At 63.7% G+C, this 16998-nt stretch carries 21 protein-coding genes; 8 read left to right on the plus strand and 13 right to left on the minus strand.

Annotation, left to right across the window (positions count from 1 at the left end):
- Nucleotides 1-152: 152 nt before the first annotated feature.
- Genes BMI88_RS00650 through BMI88_RS00660 form a run of 3 tightly spaced genes read left to right on the plus strand, consistent with a single transcriptional unit; the run spans nt 153 to nt 1823 of the window.
- Entirely contained in the window at nt 153-554 is a 402-nt protein-coding gene (locus BMI88_RS00650; RefSeq protein ID WP_078545156.1) for a flagellar biosynthesis regulator FlaF, read from the plus strand.
- A gap of 13 nt (nt 555-567) precedes the next feature.
- Nucleotides 568-1002, plus strand: coding sequence for a flagellar biosynthesis repressor FlbT (locus tag BMI88_RS00655; protein ID WP_078521978.1), 435 nt, complete (start codon nt 568-570; stop codon nt 1000-1002).
- Nucleotides 996-1823: a DUF1217 domain-containing protein gene (locus BMI88_RS00660; RefSeq protein WP_078545158.1), complete on the plus strand. Its 828-nt coding sequence runs from the start codon at nt 996-998 to the stop codon at nt 1821-1823. Before BMI88_RS00655 ends, BMI88_RS00660 begins: the two co-directional genes overlap by 7 nt.
- Before the next feature lie 24 nt (nt 1824-1847).
- Here the strand turns inward: BMI88_RS00660 and BMI88_RS00665 are convergent, their stop codons facing one another.
- The 5 genes from BMI88_RS00665 to fliF all read right to left on the minus strand — a co-directional run bounded on the left by BMI88_RS00665 (nt 1848) and on the right by fliF (nt 6555).
- On the minus strand, nt 1848-2864 hold the full coding sequence (locus tag BMI88_RS00665; protein ID WP_078521974.1) for a flagellar motor switch protein FliG: 1017 nt from the start codon (nt 2862-2864) through the stop codon (nt 1848-1850).
- A gap of 124 nt (nt 2865-2988) precedes the next feature.
- The gene (fliP, locus tag BMI88_RS00670) at nt 2989-3810 is read right to left on the minus strand and encodes a flagellar type III secretion system pore protein FliP (protein WP_246831834.1); all 822 of its coding nucleotides are present in this window, start codon (nt 3808-3810) and stop codon (nt 2989-2991) included.
- Between the two features lie 38 nt (nt 3811-3848).
- Entirely contained in the window at nt 3849-4250 is a 402-nt protein-coding gene (locus BMI88_RS00675; protein ID WP_078545162.1) for a FliM/FliN family flagellar motor switch protein, read from the minus strand.
- Nucleotides 4251-4901 (minus strand): FliH/SctL family protein, encoded by a 651-nt coding sequence (locus BMI88_RS00680; RefSeq protein ID WP_078545164.1) that lies wholly within the window; start codon nt 4899-4901, stop codon nt 4251-4253. It abuts the gene before it with no gap.
- 1 nt (nt 4902) lies between these two features.
- Nucleotides 4903-6555 (minus strand): flagellar basal-body MS-ring/collar protein FliF, encoded by a 1653-nt coding sequence (gene fliF / locus BMI88_RS00685; RefSeq protein WP_216644138.1) that lies wholly within the window; start codon nt 6553-6555, stop codon nt 4903-4905.
- Nucleotides 6556-6750: 195 nt separating this feature from the next.
- On the opposite strand from fliF, the gene BMI88_RS00690 reads away from it, so the two are divergent.
- From BMI88_RS00690 to BMI88_RS00705, 4 genes are read left to right on the plus strand one after another with little or no spacing between them, the layout of a single operon-like run.
- Nucleotides 6751-7287: a flagellar basal body-associated FliL family protein gene (locus BMI88_RS00690; protein ID WP_078545166.1), complete on the plus strand. Its 537-nt coding sequence runs from the start codon at nt 6751-6753 to the stop codon at nt 7285-7287.
- Between the two features lie 2 nt (nt 7288-7289).
- The gene (locus tag BMI88_RS00695; protein ID WP_078545168.1) at nt 7290-8243 is read left to right on the plus strand and encodes a FliM/FliN family flagellar motor switch protein; all 954 of its coding nucleotides are present in this window, start codon (nt 7290-7292) and stop codon (nt 8241-8243) included.
- Entirely contained in the window at nt 8227-8604 is a 378-nt protein-coding gene (locus BMI88_RS00700) for a hypothetical protein (RefSeq protein WP_078547207.1), read from the plus strand. Before BMI88_RS00695 ends, BMI88_RS00700 begins: the two co-directional genes overlap by 17 nt.
- Nucleotides 8598-9230, plus strand: coding sequence for a hypothetical protein (locus BMI88_RS00705; RefSeq protein WP_078545170.1), 633 nt, complete (start codon nt 8598-8600; stop codon nt 9228-9230). The genes BMI88_RS00700 and BMI88_RS00705 overlap by 7 nt, the downstream gene beginning before the upstream one ends.
- A gap of 77 nt (nt 9231-9307) precedes the next feature.
- Here BMI88_RS00705 and flhB read toward each other — a convergent pair whose 3' ends face one another.
- The 8 genes from flhB to BMI88_RS00745 are packed head-to-tail and all read right to left on the minus strand — an operon-like array spanning nt 9308 to nt 15565.
- Nucleotides 9308-10441: a flagellar biosynthesis protein FlhB gene (gene flhB / locus BMI88_RS00710; protein WP_246831789.1), complete on the minus strand. Its 1134-nt coding sequence runs from the start codon at nt 10439-10441 to the stop codon at nt 9308-9310.
- 10 nt (nt 10442-10451) lie between these two features.
- Nucleotides 10452-11213 carry a flagellar biosynthetic protein FliR gene (locus tag BMI88_RS00715; RefSeq protein WP_078545174.1) on the minus strand — a complete coding sequence of 254 codons (762 nt, stop codon included), beginning with the start codon at nt 11211-11213 and terminating at the stop codon, nt 10452-10454.
- 3 nt (nt 11214-11216) lie between these two features.
- Complete coding sequence (gene flhA / locus BMI88_RS00720) at nt 11217-13307, minus strand: flagellar biosynthesis protein FlhA (protein WP_078545176.1); 2091 nt, start codon at nt 13305-13307, stop codon at nt 11217-11219.
- A 7-nt stretch (nt 13308-13314) separates the two neighbouring features.
- Nucleotides 13315-14127, minus strand: a complete 813-nt coding sequence (locus tag BMI88_RS00725) for a transglycosylase SLT domain-containing protein (RefSeq protein ID WP_078545179.1) — start codon at nt 14125-14127, stop codon at nt 13315-13317.
- Nucleotides 14127-14396, minus strand: coding sequence for a flagellar biosynthesis protein FliQ (gene fliQ / locus BMI88_RS00730; protein ID WP_078521954.1), 270 nt, complete (start codon nt 14394-14396; stop codon nt 14127-14129). The genes BMI88_RS00725 and fliQ overlap by 1 nt, the downstream gene beginning before the upstream one ends.
- Nucleotides 14397-14412: 16 nt before the next feature.
- The gene (locus BMI88_RS00735; protein ID WP_078540261.1) at nt 14413-14733 is read right to left on the minus strand and encodes a flagellar hook-basal body complex protein FliE; all 321 of its coding nucleotides are present in this window, start codon (nt 14731-14733) and stop codon (nt 14413-14415) included.
- Nucleotides 14734-14740: 7 nt separating this feature from the next.
- Nucleotides 14741-15151, minus strand: a complete 411-nt coding sequence (gene flgC / locus BMI88_RS00740) for a flagellar basal body rod protein FlgC (RefSeq protein WP_078522122.1) — start codon at nt 15149-15151, stop codon at nt 14741-14743.
- Nucleotides 15152-15172: 21 nt separating this feature from the next.
- On the minus strand, nt 15173-15565 hold the full coding sequence (locus BMI88_RS00745) for a flagellar basal body protein (protein ID WP_281480127.1): 393 nt from the start codon (nt 15563-15565) through the stop codon (nt 15173-15175).
- A gap of 65 nt (nt 15566-15630) precedes the next feature.
- Here BMI88_RS00745 and BMI88_RS00750 point away from each other — a divergent pair, with 65 nt between their 5' ends.
- Nucleotides 15631-16980, plus strand: a complete 1350-nt coding sequence (locus tag BMI88_RS00750; RefSeq protein WP_210401987.1) for a FliI/YscN family ATPase — start codon at nt 15631-15633, stop codon at nt 16978-16980.
- Nucleotides 16981-16998 lie beyond the last annotated feature (18 nt).

Here is a 16998-nt window from a genome sequence, read left to right on the forward strand (position 1 = left end):
TGATGAACTGAATGGAAAGGCCCCGTATGTTGCGGGGCCTTTTCTTTTGCCGCTCTTGAGTTGTCTTTTCCGGCAAAGTTTAAAAACGCCTTTAACCGCGCCGTGCTAAGTTCGGCGAAAGAGAAGAAAAGAATATCGAGAGGAGAGCTTGCATGAGCGTCGCCGCGTATAAGCGAACCATTTCCGAAACCGAGTCTCCGCGGCAGATCGAGCGTCGTATTCTGTCCCGCGTCACCGGAGAGCTGGAGGCCTATCTGGCCGACTATGACGGCGCGCCGAAGGCCGGGCGGGGGGCAATCCTCGCGCAGGGTCTGCGCACCGCGCTCTGGGAGAATGAGCGCATCTGGACCGCGCTGCGTGATGACCTCGCGGAGCCGGCGAACCAGTTTCCCGCCGAGCTGAAAGCGGCGCTGATTTCTCTCGCGCTCTGGGTCGAACGGGAGACGCAGGTCGTAATGGGCGGCGGTGGCACGGTCTCGCCCCTCGTCGAGGTGAATCGCAACATCATCCGCGGGCTCAGCGGCGACGCTGGCGAGCCGGTGGCTGCGGAATAAAGGGGCGCGGGTCATGGCACTACGACTGACGTTGAAACCGAACGAGCGGATCGTGGTCAATGGATGCGTGATCCGAAATGCCAACCGTCGCCAGACGCTTCAGATCGAGAACACCGCCGACGTGATCCGGGCCGAAGATTTGCTGGATGAAAACTGCGAGCCGACCCCGGTGAAGCAGGCCTACTTCCTGATTCAGACGGCGCTGATCCGCGCCGATACGCGCGACACGCTGGTGCCGGTCATTCAGGAAAAGCTTGCCGATCTTGCCACGATTTTCAGTGCCCCCGTGGTCGGCGGCGTCTTCGAGGCCGCGAACTGGGTTTCCCAGGGCGATTACTACAAGGCGTTGAGCGCGCTGCGCCCGGTCATGCGACGCGAAGAGGAGCTGTTCGCGCGTCTGTCCGGAGATGCGAGCCCGGCGGTGGCGCTGGAGGGGGAAGAATGCTGACGATTTCGGGAATGAGCAGCCGCCTCGCGCTGAACCTGATCGACCGGACGCAAGCCAAGCAGCTCGATCAGCTGGCGAAAGAGCCGCAACATGCCCGCGCGATCAGCCGTTTCCGCGAGAATATCGCCAATATCCACACTGCAGCCGATCTGGTGGACAATTACGACGCCTATAGCTTCGTGATGAAGGCCTTCGATCTGGAAGACCAGATGTTCGGCAAGGCGATGATGCGCGAAATCCTGTCGAGCGATTCCGCCGACAAGACCTCGCTTGTGAACAAGCTCACCGATCCGCGCTTCCGCAAGCTCTACGATGCGCTCGGATTCACTAACGGCGGGACGGCGAATACGAATACCTCCTCGTCCGCGTGGCAGGACAAGATCGTCGATCAGTATGTCAGCCAGCAGTTCATCAATGGCGAGAGCGAGCAGAACGCGACTGTCGGGTCCGTGCTCGAATTCCGCCAGAAGCTCGATGGCGTCAAAACGTGGTATTCGGTCCTGAAAGACAAGGATACCGCGCAGTTCATGCGCACGGCATTGGGGATTCCGAATGACGTGGTGAAGCTCGATGTCGAGCGGCAGAAACAGATCTTCGAGGACAAGTTCGACATCACGAAGCTCAAGGACCCGAAGGAGGTCGACAATCTGATCTCTCATTTCGTCGCCGTATCCGATGCGCAGAGTTTCGCGACGAACGGCGCGGGGAGTGCTGCGGTGACGCTGATGCAAGGCGCGGTTCAGGGCGGCTCGGGCCAGTTCGTGCCCGCGACCTTCGATCTGACCGCGATCGCGACCTTCTCGGCCTCGCGCTACCGGTAAGCCTGCCTTAGATCGCGGCTGACCTCAGTCGATAATCACGTCGTCATCGTCGAGCGGGATCCGGATCTCGTCGTCGCGCGACAGCTCCAGCGCATAGTCCACCAGCGCGGATTGCGCCTCTTGCACTTCGCGCCCGCGCACCGGGCCCATCGCGGTCATTTCCTCGTTCAGCATGTCGCGTGAGCGGGCGGGCAGGGCGCTCAGGAAGTAATCGCGCACCTCCTTCTTGGCCCCGCGCAAGGCGAGCGGAAGCGTTTGCCCTTCGACCCCGCGCATGACTTTGACGAGGCTCTGCTGGTCGAGCTTGCACAGATCGTCGAAGGTGAACATCTTCGCCTTGATCGCGCCGAAGGCATCCGGGATGCGCTTCTCCAGACGCTGGGTGATGTCGTCGAACAGCTTGCTGTCGAGCTTGTTGAAAAGATCGGCCATGCGCTGCTGCGGGTCCGGCCCGGTGTTGCGAGTCGCCGAGCTCATGAACTCTTTCTGCAGCGTCTCCTCGATATTCTGGAAGACATAGCGCGGCACGGTGTCGATGCCGATCATCCGCTCCAGCACCTCCATCATGCGCTCCTCGCCCAGAAGCGGCAGCACTTTCGAGGCCACCTCGGGCTTCACCTTGCTCAGAATCGCCGCGACCGTCTGATCGTGCTCTTCCTTCAGGTAATTGGCGATGACCTGCTCGTTAAGCGCGGAGAAGTTCTCCCAGATATTGCGCCCCACCAGCGGGCCCTGGATCTCCTGCATGATGTCGCTCACCCGATCCTCGGGCAGGAAGCCTTTGAGCATGCTTTGCGCCATTTCCATCGACCCGACGATACCGCCGCCATCGCCTGCGGTTTCCATGAACTCGCTCATCACCTCTTCCACGACATCGGCGGGAATCGTGCCCAAAGACGAGATCGCGTGGGTGATCGAGTGGATGTCGTAATCGTCGAGCCTCTGCATCAGCCCGGCGCCATGCTTCTCCCCAAGGCAGAGGAAAAGGATTGCCGCCTTCTCGGGGCCGCGGAGTTTCTTGTAATCCCGGGAGGTTTTCATCGTCGGCGCTCGATCTGTTCTGAGGTCTCGGCAAGAATAGCAGTCTATCCTTGTATTCTCAATCAGGATCGCGCGCTATTCTTTGGCGTGAAGCATTTTCTAAGGATAGGGACGGCGCCGAGGCTTAGCCGCCCCCGCCATAGGCAACATAGGATTGCATCATGCTGCCTGCGAGCATGTACCAGCCGTCGATCAGTACGAAGAAGATCACCTTGAAGGGCAGAGAAATCATCACCGGCGGCAACATCATCATGCCCGCACTCATCAGCACCGAGGCGACGATGAGGTCGATCGCGATGAAGGGCAGGTAGATCAGGAAGCCGATCGTGAAGGCGCGCCGCAGCTCGGAGATCATGAAGGCGGGGACGAGGGTGCGCCAGCTCGCCTCTTCCGCCGTGGCAGGCGCGGGTGTCTCGGGCGCGGGTTCGGCGTTTTGCCCCGCCTCGTTGTCGCGGACGAGATCGGCGAAGAGCTTCAGATCCTTCGGGCGCGTATTGGCGAACATGAAGGCCTTGAACGGCGCGCCGATCCCGACGAGCGCCTGTTCCTCGGTCACCGTGTTGTTCAGAAGCGGCCGCAGCCCGCCGGTCCAGGCATCGTCGAAGACCGGCTGCATCACGAAGAAGGTCATGAACAGCGCCATCGCGCTCAGCACCATGTTCGGCGGCGTCTGGTTCAGCCCCAGAGCGGAGCGCAGCATCGAGAAGACGATCACGAAGCGGGTGAAGCTGGTCATGACGACAAGGACGCCCGGCGCAATGCTGAGCACGGTCATCAGCGCGATCAGCTGGATGATCCGCCCGCTCAGGCTGGCGGCGGCGTCGCTGCCCGGGGCGGCGTTGTTGAGCCCCTGCGCCAGATCGCCAAGCAAGCCGCCCGCCTCCTGCGCCTCGGCGCCGCCGCTGAACGCGAGCGACGCGGCGAGGGTCAGGACGAAGAGCGGCAGGCCAGCCTTCACTGTCAAAGAACGCTTCGCGAGGGTGGTCATCGTGTCGGGACGTAGTCTTTGACGATCTCGGTCAGGGTGACGCCGAGGCGGTTCTCGCCCACTTTCACCAGATCGCCGCGCGCGACGAGCCGGTCATTGATCACCACGTCCACCGGCTCGCCGATCTTTTTCTCCAGCTCGATGACTGAACCGCGGCTGAGGTTGAGCAGCTGCGAGATCGGGATACGGCTCTGGCCCAGCACGATCTGAACCGAGAGCCCGACATTGAGCATCGCGTTGACGTTCTGCCCGTCACCGTCGTTCGCGGCCTGCTTGCTGGCGAGGCTGTGCAGCAAGCTCTCCGCCGCAGCCGCGCGGGCTTCGTCCTGCGTCGGCTGCGCTTCGGTTTCCGGCGTCTCAGGCGGTTGCGTGGATTCGGGCGTATCGTTGTCGGACATTTACACGGCTTTCCTGATTGGTGTGGCTTGGGGCGAGACGGTCTGGCGCAGAGCGATGAGGATGCTGCGGCAGACCGTCTCGAAGCTGTAATCCATCACGCCGTCATCCCAGTCGGCATGGATGTCGCCATCGGCAAGCGCCGGATCCGCGACGATGTTCAGGGCGGGGCTGTTCGGCCCGGCGCTGGCCTCGATCACCGGTGCCAGCCCCGCGACATTGGCGGGGGAGAGGCGGATCGTGAGACTCGGTTTGCGCAGCGCGATTTCCATCGCCCGCCGGATCTGCGTCTCGACCCGCGCGGTCGAGCAGCTCGCGATGAATTCGGGGAAGACCTTCTCGCAAACGCGCAGGGCGAAGCCGCAAAGGTGCCGCTCCAGCGCGGCCTGATGGGCCAGCTGATTGCCCAGAAGCGTCGCGATCTCGGGGGCGAGTTTTTCCAGTGCCTCTGTCTGGCGCGCCTCGAGCGACGTCGTGATTTCGGCGCTGGCCTCGTTGCGGCCCTGCGCACGGCCCGCCTCGAACCCCTCGGCGCGCGCAGCCGCCGCTGCCGCATCGAGATCGGCCTGGGTAAACACTTTCAGCCGTTCGGCGGCGCGGCGGGCATCTTCCGCCTGCATCTCTTCATCGAAATCGCGCTGGAAAACCGTCATCTCACGCCTCGTTCAACAGCCAGCCGCGCAGGACCTTGAGGGCCTCTTGCGGCTCGTCTTCGGCGATCTTCTGGATCGCGGAGACCTTGCGCTTCAGGATCGCACCGCTGATCGCGAAATTGGTGATCAGTTCATCATCCCCGGCGGGGTCGTAGCGCTCCGCACGTTGAACGGGCGCTGCGGGCTCGGCGGCCTCCTGCGTGCGGGGCGCGACGGCGTTGGCGGGCGTTGCGGGCAGGTTGTTACTCGCCGGCGCCGCTGCTTCCGCCTCGCCCTCGGGGGCTGCGAGCGCCCCTGCGCCGGGCGCCTCGCTCAGCCGCGCGCGCTCGCGGTCGGCCCGGTTCAGCAGCGGGCGCAGGCCGAATACAAGCACGGCGACCACGATCAGCAGAGCGAAGACCCAGCGCAGGATCGAGACGATATTGTTCGAAAGCCGCTGCATCAGCGTCGGGCCAACGGGGCCGCCGACCTCCATCGAGTAATCGATGAAGCGCAGGCTATCGACAGAGACGGTATCGCCACGGTTCTGGTCATAGCCGATCGCCGATTTCACCAGCGCAGTAAGGCGTGCGATTTCTTCCGGCGAGCGTTGTTCGTATTTCAGCGACCCGTCGTCCTGCACGTTGTAGATGCCGTTCACCAGCACGGCGACCGAGACGCGTTGCACCGCACCGGCTTCGGTCGTGGTCTCGCGCCGGGTGTTGCCGATCTCGTATTGCACCGACTCGCCGTTCTTGCTGCGGCTGTCGGTCGTGCTGCTCGCACCCGGACCGCCAAGCGCGCCAGGGATGTTGTTGCCGGTGTTCACGCCGGAATCGCCGTTCTGCACGCCCTTCTGCTGCTCGGCATTGTTCTGGGTGGAGCGCACGACCTGCTGATCGGGATCGAAGCTTTGCTGAACCACGACTTCGCGCTGGTTGGACAGGTCGACATTGACCTGCACGCGGGCGTTGCCCGCACCGACGCGCGCCGTCAGGATCTGCTCGATTGAGCGCGCCATCCGGTCCTCGGTCGCGGCCTTGTTCGACTGCAGCGTCGCTTGCCCGGCGGCGTCGGAATTCTCCGCGAGGATCGTCTCGCCGCTGGCCGAGAGCACCGTCACCCGGTTGCCGTCGAGATTGGGCACCGCAGCCGCGATCAGGTTGCGAATCGCCAGTGCTTCCTTGCGGCTGATCCCGCGAGAAGAGGCGGCGCGCACGATGACGCTCGCGCTCGGATCGGGGCTGGTGCGCGAGAAGGCTTCGCGTTCGGGCAGAACCAGATGGACGCGCGCGCTGCGCACCCCGTCGATGGTCTGGATCGAGCGCGCCAACTCGCCCTCCATCGCGCGCAGCCGGTTCACATGCTGCATGAAAGTGTTCATGCCGAAGCCGCTCGCATTGTCGAACAGCTCCCAGCCGGGTTCGCCATCCACGGGCAGGTTCTTCTCGGCCAATGCCATGCGGGCGCGGGCAATATCCCCTTCGGGCACCGACACCGCGCTACCGTCTGCGGAAAGCTGCGTCTTGAACCCTGCCTGTTCGAGCGTGTCGACGATTCCGGCGGCGCTGGAGGGTGAAAGCTGGCTGTAGAGCAGCTTGTAGCTCGGGGCCGTCACGACGGAGAGGCCGAAGACCAGCGCGAGAACGCTGACGACACCGACAGCCCCAAGCATCAGGAGCTTGCGTCGTCCCAAGGATTGAAGGTTCTGCAAGAATTGCTGCACGGCGAACACCAGTTATTCTTAATCGATCCTGTAGAAGCTATTCTATCTTTGTATTGCAAGTAAAGTGCGGATGTATATACTTCATGATATCCAGTTGAGATCGAATTTTATCTTTAAATTCGACGAAGAGAGGCGCGATAGCCGATGATTGATGCGGCCATTGATGAAGAAGAGGTTGCCGAGGCGCCCGAAACGCGCTGGCGGACGTTGCGCGACCATAAACGTCTCATCATGGCGGCGGGTGCGCTCGCGGTCGTGGCCATGTTCTGCGGTGGCTTCGTGGCCTTCGGCGGCGTCTCGGCGCTCACCGGGGGCACCGCTGCAGAGCCGGCCGGGCATGGCGCTTCAAGCGCGGTTGGCGCGGATGCGCTGCTGGATTTCGACGACATCGTGGTGAACATCACCGAGACGACCGCAGACGGCACACCCGCTGCGCGCTACCTCAAGATTCACCTCGCGCTAGTCTATCCCGATTCGCCGGATGCCGAGGCCAAGATGGCCGAGAAGAAGCCCTTCATCCGCGACACTTTTACCGGGTTCCTGCGTCAGATGACGGTCGAGGATCTGCGCGGCAGCATCGGCCTCATCAAGCTCAAGGCGGAACTGCTCAAGCGCGCCCGCGCGGTCGTGGGCAATGACACGCCGAGCGAAATTCTCATCAGCGATCTCGTGGTGCAGTGACGATGGCGGAACAGGCGGACATGGCGATGGCGGCCACGACGACGGCAGAGGTCGAAGACGAGATCATCCGCATGTCGATGCTCAATTACGAGCGTCTGCCGATGTTGGACGTGATCTTCGAGCGCTTCGTTCTGTCCTTCTCCAGCTCGCTCAAATCTCTGACCGGCTCGGTGCTGGACGTGACGCTGGGCGAGGTCGAATACCTGCCCTTTGCCGACGCGATGAAAAGCCTGCCCAAGCATGGTTTGATCGCGGTTGCGCAGGCCGACCCTTGGGATGACCAGTTTATCCTTTCGCAGGATCCGGTCTTCCTGTTCTCCGCGCTCGAACTGATGCTGGGCGGACAGCCGTCGGGCCGGGCGAAGGATGCCAAGCATGGTTTCACCACGATCGAGCGCCGGATGGGCGAGCAGGTCGCCGAACGTATCCTTGCCGATATGGCGGTGGGTTTCCGGCAGATTTGCGAGGTTTCCTTCCAGGTCGACCGGATGGAGAGCAATCCGCAATTCGCCAATATCGCCCAGCCCAACAGCCCCACGGTCCGCGTGCCGCTCAAGGTCAGTCTCGAGGGCTATGATGGCGAGGTCCACCTGATCCTCCCCTATGCCACACTCGAGCCGGTGCGCCCGTTGCTCACGAAGATCTTCTTCGGGGATCGGCTCGGCGCGGACAGCTCGTGGCGCACGCAGCTGAAACAGAAGATCGAAGGGTCTTCGGTGGCGCTTACCGCGCAGCTGCGCGAGCTGGTGGTGCCGATGCGCGAAATCCTGGACTGGAAAGTGGGCGACACGCTCGATCTCGGGATCGACGACAGCCATCCGGTCCTGTTGCTCTGTGCCGGGAGCCCGGTTCTCGAAGGCGAAATGGGCAAGAAGCAAAACGGGTCGATGGCACTGAAGGTGACCGCGAACCTCATGGGAAAGGACGAGTGGAGCAATGATGTCGATGCTGATTAACGCGATTATTCTCGTGTCTCTTGCCGGGCTGATGGCCTATGGCGTGGTCATCACGCGGCGGGTGAAAAAGCTCATGCTCGTGCTCGAAGAGATGGAGCCGCTGGTCGTGGCTTTCTCCGCAGCCGTGGACAAGTCGCAACTCTCCGTCGAAGAGATGAAGGACGCGGTCGCCGAGGCGCAGAAAGCGCCCGCGCCCGAACCGGCACCCTCGCAAGAGGCCGCGCCCGCCCTGACCTTCAACTCGCGCCGCGCCGCGCCGAAAGCGCCGATGGGTCTGACCCGCGTGACCGGCAAGGCCGAACTGGTCAAAAGCTTCTTCGAGCAGACCCGCGTGCGCCGGGAGGCGCAGGGCCAATGGTGAAGGGCCGTCCGCTTCAGGTTCTCGTGGGCGTATTGCTGCTCTCTGGCGGTGCGAAACTCGCGACCAGCCTTCCCTCCGACATGATCCCGTTCCCGGATTCGCTGTTGCAGGCCGCGCTTGCCAGCGGAGCGGAGAAGGACGCCGCTGCGACGCCGGCGAGCGATACCTCTGCCGATGCGACCGGTGGCTGCGGCCCGACGCCGGAAGAGCTGTTGATGTCCGTGCGTCAGGAGCGCGACCTCCTCGCCGAGCAGAAGAAGAAACTCGACGCCCGCAGCGCCGAGATCGAGCTTGCCAAGCAGGGTCTCGACACCCAGTCGCAGCATCTGACCGAGTTGAAGGACAAGGTGACCAAGCTGCTCGACCAAGTCGGCAAATCGCATACCGCAGACGTCGATCGCCTCGTGTCGATCTACAAGAACATGAAGCCCGCGGCGGCGGCCTCGATCATGAACGACCTCGATATCGAGGTGACGGTCATGGTGCTGGCCACGATGAAGGAGCGCGAGGTCGCCCCGATCATGGCCGAGATGAACCCGGTGCGCGCGCGGGCCGTCTCCAAGATCATTCTCGAACGCTCGAAGCTGCCGGGCGATCAGAAGCTGGTGAACGTCAAGCTAAACTGAACCGCGCGGGCGTCATGCTCCGTGCATCGCGGCGCAGTTGTTGCTGATTGGGGAAAGGGGGCGCGCAGCCCCCTTTTTTAGTCTTCGTCGACCCGCAACACCGAGCCTTTCGGCGGCGCGCGCCGGATGTTGCGGCGCAGGTCCATGACGTAGCCGATGATCTCCGCGACCGCCTGCCAATGCTCGACCGGTACCGTGTCATCCACTTCGATCGTGGCGTGAAGCGTGCGGGCGAGGGGCTTGTTCTCGACGATCGGCACCTCGTTCTCGCGCGCGATCTGGCGGATGCGGGCGGCCACGGCATCGGCCCCTTTCGCGACGCAGACCGGCGCGGCGTCGCTGCCCTGCTCGTATTTCAGTGCCACGGCGTAATGCGTCGGGTTCGTCACGATCACGCTCGCGGTCGGCACCGCCTGCGCCATGCGTTGACGGGCCCGCTGGCGCGCGATCTCGGCGCGGCGGCCCTTGATCTGCGGATCGCCCTCGGAATCCTTCATCTCGTCACGGATTTCCTTGAGCGACATGCGCAGCTTGCGCCGCCACTCGAACCGCTTCCAGATGATATCGCCGATGGTGATCGGCACGAGAAACACCATCGCCGCGCTCAGTAGCCAGCTCGCCCAATGGGCCGCGTAGCTGGGGATATGCTCGGGCAGGAAATTCTCGCCCTGCCAGATTCCGGTGACCGCGCGTTTGGCGACCCAGAGCGCGAGCGCACCGATGACGAGAACCTTGGTGATGCTCTTCGCGAACTCGACCAGCGCGCCGGGCGAGAACATCTTCTTGAGCCCTGCGAGCGGCGAGAGCTTCGACAGTTTCGGCTTCATGCGTTCCGACGAGACCACGGTCTCGCCCTGGATCAACACGCCGAACAGCGCGGCCAGAAGCATCACGCCGAAGATCGGGGCGGCCCAACCGGCGATCTCGCCGAAAAGCAGGCTGAGGATGTCGCCGATATCGCGCGCGCCTGCCGACCCCTGGCCGATCGTCACCTGGCCTGCCCCGGCGAAGACCTGACCGAGCGACGTCATCGCCCGGCCCGCGACGACCGGGAGGACGAACACCACGATCATTAGCAAGGAGAAGACCGACATCATGTTGCCGGTCTCGCGCGAGGAGGGCACGTCGCCTTTCTCGCGCGCCGATTTCAGCCGCTTGTCTGTCGGCTCTTCGGTCTTGGAGGATTTGTCCTGTTCTTCGCCTTCGGCCACAGCGCGCTCCTTAGGGTATGACGAAAGTGCCGAGCCAGTCGGTGAACTGGCCGAGGAAGACATGCAGCATGCTGGGCGAGGCCGCCGCGAGGATCAGCAGGCCCGACGCGATCAGCGCGGGCGCTGCGACGAAGAAGACCGGCAGCGCGGGCATCATCCGGTTCGCAAGCCCCATCCCGAGATTGAAGATCAGCCCCATGACGAAGAACGGGGCTGCGATCGCCGCCCCGATATAGAGGCTCGCCGACGCGGCTTTGACGATCTGCTTCGCCATGTCGCCCAGCAGAAGCGTGCCCGGCGGGAAGACGTCGTAGGAATAGAGCAGCGCACGGATGATGACGTGATGCGTATTCGTGACGAAGATCAGCGCAACGCCGGAGATCAGCAGGAAGCTCGCGATCATGGTGGAGCCCTCGAACGATCCGAGGCTGGGCGCGAAAGCATTGGCGAGGCCCGAGACCTGACCAGCCTGATGGCCCGCGAATTGCAGCGCGCTGAACAGCACCCGCGCGGTCAGCCCGATCCAGAGGCCCGTCGTGACCTCGAGGCCAAGGTAGACCGCGAATGTCACGAGATTGTCGGGCTGCATCGGCATCACCGGCGTGGCGGGATAAAGCGCGAGGCTGAACACCACCGCCATCGCCAGACGGCTGCGGGTCGGCACCTGCATCTCGCCGAAGCCCGGCATGAACATCAGCGCGCTGCCCAGCCGGGCAAACACGATGAAGTAGCCGAAGAGCTGCCCGTCGAGAAATGCGCTCAGCCCGCCCATCGCTCAGGCCCCGATCGTCCCGACCGTCTTCATCGCGGCCTTCCGGTGCACCTCGTTGTGCGAGATTACCTGCGTCATCGGGCTCACGCGTTCGAGCATCGAGCGGACATAGCCGCGCACTTCCGGTGCGACCATCAGCGCGGGCCATTCGTCGCGCGCCGCGTGGCGCTGGATTTCCTGCCGCGCTTCCAGCACGAATTCCTGCACCCGCTGCGGCGACATCAGGAAGGTCCGGTCCTTGCCGTTGATCTTCACCGCCTCGCCGAATTCATGCTCCCACGCGCCCGACATGGTCAGCACCGGCACGAAGCCGGAACCATCCGCCAGCGCGCGGCAGATCTGGTTCGCAAGGCGAGCGCGGACCCGCTCGGTGATCACGGCGGGGTTGGTGCTCGACGGCGCGGCCTCGGCCACGGCCTCGATGATCAGCGGCAGGTTGCGGATCGAGATCCGCTCGGCCAGCAGCGATTGCAGCACCTGTTGCAGCAGGATTTCCGGCGCGGAGTTGGAGATGTCGCTCGCGAGTTTCTGGTAGTCGCGGTCCAGCTCGGCCAGAAGCTTCTTCACCGCGCCATAGGTGAGCAGTTCGGACATATGCTCCTTGATGATCTCGGTGAGGTGGGTGGTGATCACGCTCTCGGGGTCGACGACCGTATGGCCCTGCTGTTCGGCCTCGGAGGCGCGGGCTGGGTCGATCCAAACCGCACTCAGCCCGAAGGTGGGCTCCTTGATCCGTTCGCCGGGCAGCTTCACCTGATCGCCGGACGGGTCGATCACCATCACCAGATTGGGGCGCAGCTCGCCTTTCGCCGCTTCGACTCCCTGCACGAGGATCGAATAGCTGTTCGTCGGCAGCATCGGGTCGTCCTTGATGCGCACCGAGGGCAAGACGAAGCCGTAATCCTTCATGAAGAGATTGCGCAGGCTTTTGACCTTGCCGGGCAGGGCGGCATCCATGCTCGAGATGAGCGGCACCAGTCCTGCGCCGAGGCTCAGGCGCAGCTCGTCGAGCTTGAGTTGCTGCTGCGTCGTCTCTGCCGAGGTCTCTTCCATCTGGGCCGCGCGGGCTTCCGCCGCCGCCTCGTCGCTGGCGCGCAGGGCGGCCTGTTCCTGCATCACATAGCCCAGCCCGGCGAGCAGCCCGGCCAGCGCGAAAAACACCACGATCGGGAAGCCGGGCAGCAGGCCGATCCCGAATAGCAGCACCGCCGCCATGTAGAGCGCCTTGGGGAAGTTCGACAGCTGCCCCAGCACCGCCTCGTTCGCCGCGCCTTCCGTGCCGCCTTTCGTGACGATCAGGCCCGCCGCCAGCGAGACCACCAGCGCCGGGATCTGCGTCACCAGCCCGTCGCCGATCGTCAGGACCGTGTAGTTGCCCGCCGCCTGAGAGACGCTCAGCCCGTGCTGGACGACCCCAATCAGAATCCCGCCCACGACATTGATCAGCGTGATGATGATCCCCGCTACCGCATCGCCGCGCACGAATTTCGACGCACCGTCCATCGCGCCGAAGAAGCCGCTCTCGTCCTCCAGCTCCTTGCGGCGGCGCTTGGCTTCAACCTCGTCGATCAGCCCGGCACCGAGATCGGCGTCGATTGCCATCTGCTTGCCCGGCATCGCATCGAGCGAGAACCGCGCGGAGACCTCGGCGATCCGGGTCGAACCCTTGGTGATGACGACGAAGTTGATCACCACGAGGATCGCGAAGATCACGATCCCGATCACGAAATCCCCGCCGACGATAAAGCGCGAGAACCCTTCGATGACGCCGCCCGCCGCGCCGGGGCCGGTATGGCCCTGGCTGAGAATGAGCCGCGTCGAGGAGATGTTGAGCGACAGCCGCAGCATCGTGACGACCAGCAGCAGCGTCGGGAAAGAGTTGAACTCCAGCGGCTTCGGGATCCACAGCGCCACCATCAGGATCAGCACCGACAGTGACAGCGAAATCGCGAGGCCGAAATCGAGGATGATCGGTGGCAGCGGGACGAACAGCATCCCGAGGATCAGCGTCACGCCAATCGCGAAGCCGATATCGCGGTTCTTGATGCCAAGCCCTACGAGGTTCTTGCCGAAACTGGTCTGATTTTGGCTCATCCGTCGCTCAATTCGTTCGCGTGAAATTGGGAAGCACGGGTTGCAGGTCATTGGTCGAATAGATCGACAGCCGCATGTCCTGATCCGCCGTCAGGTCAGCCGACCAGAAGACGGGCAGTTTCCGGCGCGCAGGGCGCGGCGAGGGGCTCGGCGCGGGCGCATCAACGGGGGCGGCGCCTGCGAGCTGGACGAAATAATCGCCACGTTTCTGCGCTACCGCGAGATTGCGCTTGAGCGCGGTCAGGTAGGTCTGGCGCGCCTCTGGCGTGAAAGAATGATACGAGCCCGCGGCAATCCACCAATCCCCGGTGCGCCGGTGCAGATCGACCAGAAACCGCGCGGCATAATCCACATTCGCCGCCGGATCGAAGGACTGGGCCAGCGAGTCGAACGCGTCGGGGTGCCACTTGCGGTTCACCTGCATGCAGCCCGTGTCGATCGAGGTGACCCCCGCGGCCTGCTTCTGGTGAACCCACGCCATCGCCGCCTCGCGGCTGTCGAACACGCGCCCTTCGCCCGCGGCATTCACGCTCCACGGCCAGACGGTCAGACGGCCCTCGTTGCGATACCCTGCCTCCTGCAGGCCGATCGCGAGCAGCAGGTTGTCGGGGATGCCGTAGCGGTCCTGCGCCGCGAAAATCTGGCGCAGGCATTGCTGGTCATTGCCGAAGGTAGAGGGGAGGGGCGTCGTTGCCTCGGGCACGCTCGGGCGGCTCGAGGTGTAGAATCCCGCCCAGCCTTCGGCCCGTGCGGGGCCTGTCGCGGCGAGGCTCGCAATCGCAAGCGCCGCCAGGGATTGAAACCACCCCGCCCGCGCCATCACGCGGGCCCGTTCATGATGAGATCGAAGACGGTGTCCGACAGATGCGACAGCGTTGCGTAGATGAAGGGCAGGGCAAGCACGAGACCGACGAAGATCGCGACGATCTTCGGCACGAAGGTCAGCGTCATCTCCTGAACCTGGGTCAGCGCCTGAAAGATCGCGATGCCGAGGCCGACGATCAGCGCGAGCGCAAGAATAGGGCCGGCCCCCATAAGGATCGTCCAGATCGTGTCCGACATGATCGCATAGACATCGGCCTCTTCCATGTCGCCCCCGCCTGCCTCAGATCGGCATCCGCATGATTTCCTGATAGGCCTCGACCAGCTTGTCGCGCATCGCCACCGTGACCTTGACGGTGGATTCCATCGCCATGGTCGCCTCGACGACCTGCTGCGTGCTGGCCTGCCCGGTCAGACCTGCCTGCGCGGTCGTATCGGCCGTGCGCATGGTCTGCACCGCCTCTTCGGCGGCGCTTTTGAGCATGTCGCCGAAGCTCTGTCCGGCAGATTTTGCTTCATGTGCGGAGGCCGGGCCGCCGCTCAGGCTGCGCGAGGCGCCATAGGCGCCCCGGATCGCTGCATTGGAGAGGACTGGATCGCTCATGCTTCACCTATTTCAGGAGGTCGATCATCTCGCGGCGCATCTGGCGGCCGGTCTCGAGCATGTTCAGGTTGGCTTCGTAGCTGCGCGCGGCTTCGCGCATGTTGCTCATCTCGATGATCGGATTGACGTTCGGCAGTTTCACGAAACCCTCGGCATTCGCAGCCGGATGGGCGGGGTCGTATTTCAGCACGAAATCAGACGTGTCGCGGCCGACATCGGTCACATCGACCATCGAGGCGCCCGAGGCGTCATCGACCAGCTCGCCGAAGGAGATGGTCTTGCGGCGATACGGATCCGCGCCCGGCGTCGAGCCCGTCGAATCCGCGTTGGCCACGTTTTCGGAGACGACCTTCAACCGCTCCCCTTGCGCCCGCAGCCCGCTTGCTGCAATCGCACCGATTGATTTCAGAGGGTCCATGCTCATGGTTGTCTCCTCGCGTTATTCCTTGCCGCTGGCGGCGTTGAGAAGTTGATAGGCCTTGCGATAAAGGTTCGCCGCCAGCCGGTATTGATCGGCATTCTCGCTCGCCATCACGGATTGCTGTTCCAGCGCCACGTCGTTGCCGTCGAGGCTGCTGTCCCACGCGCCGCTGCCGCCCACGGTTTCGACCGTGGTTTCGTGCGGCGGGCCGCCCGCCGAGCGGTTCGCGTCGCTCTTCTCGAGGAAGCTCTGGAAGTCGGTCACATCCCGCGCGCGATAATTCGGCGTGTCGGCGTTGGCGATGTTTTCGGCCAGCACCTTCTGGCGGGCCGCAAGCCACTGCATCCGATCCGATGCGAGGTTAAAAAAGGATATCGTATCAAGTTTCACGTTGGATCGCTCCGTTTTCATGGATAGTATATCGGTATGAGAATGGATTGGTAGGGTTTATCCTTGTGAATACGATTTTTTCTTCCTTGAATTATGCGGTTGATGAGACCGATGAGGCAAGAATTGTCGGTCATGTCCATTCGGTCACGGGCCTGTCGCTGACTGTCGTCGGACTCGAACGCGCGATGGGAATCGGTCAGCGGTGCATCGTGCACGGTCGGCGCGGCCCAGTGCTGGCCGAGGCGGTCGGGTTGAACGAGGCCGGAACCCGCGTTCTGCCGTTCGGCAGCTGGGATGGCGTCTCGGTGGGGGATCGGGTCGAACTCGATCAGCACGGCGATCTGATCCATCCCGATGAAAGCTGGATCGGTCAGGTCGTGGATGCGCTGGGCCGCCCCGTGCGCAGCGGCACGGGTTGGACCCCGGGCGAGACGGCGCGCGACCTCAAGGCTGCCCCGCCGCGGGCCTTCGACCGCAAGCGGGTCGGCGCGAAGCTGGAGACGCAGATCAAGGTTTTCGACATTTTCACCCCGATCTGCCGGGGCCAGCGCATGGGCGTCTTCGCGGGATCGGGCGTTGGGAAATCGACCCTGATGGCGATGCTCGCGCGCAACACCGATACGGATGTGATCGTGATCGGCCTCGTGGGCGAGCGGGGTCGCGAAGTGCAGGACTTCATCCAGAACGATCTCGGCCCCGAGGGGATGGCGCGCGCGGTCGTCGTGGTGGCCACGGGCGACGAGCCGCCTTTGCTGCGCCGTCAGGCAGCCTGGACCGCCACCGCCGTGGCCGAGCATTTCCGCGATCAGGGCAAGCAGGTGCTGCTGCTGATCGATTCCGTTACCCGCTTCGCGATGGCGCAGCGCGAGATTGGTCTCTCCGGGGGCGAGCCGCCGACCACCCGTGGCTACCCGCCGACCGTCTTTGCCGAGCTGCCGCATCTGCTGGAACGGGCCGGCCCCGGCGTCGAAGGGACGGGCGATATCACCGGGCTCTACACGGTTCTGGTGGATGGCGACGACATGAACGAGCCCATCGCCGACACCGTGCGCGGGATCGTGGACGGCCATATCGTGCTGGATCGTCACATCGCTGAGCAGGACCGCTACCCGGCGGTGAACGTGCAGAAAAGCATCTCGCGGATGCTGCCTGACTGCCACACGGATGCAGAGTATCGCATCATGCAGGCAGCCCGGCGCGCGCTCGGAAAATACGCGGATATGGAGGATCTGATCCGGGTGGGCGCCTATCGCCCCGGCGCGGATCCCGACACCGATGCCGCGATCCGGTTCCACCAAAGCGCGACGGTGTTCTTCTCGCAGCGGAAATCGGAGCAGCTTGGATCGATGCGGGCCTTCGCGGAAACCTACAGGCTGCTACTGGAAGCGGGGTTCGACGTGCCGCTTCCCGAAGAGGTGGATGGCGAGGGCGCGTAAGCCCCCAATCCCGAGCGG

This window comes from Thioclava sp. F36-6 (assembly GCF_002020305.1).
GTDB classification, from domain to species: Bacteria; Pseudomonadota; Alphaproteobacteria; order Rhodobacterales; family Rhodobacteraceae; genus Thioclava; species Thioclava sediminum.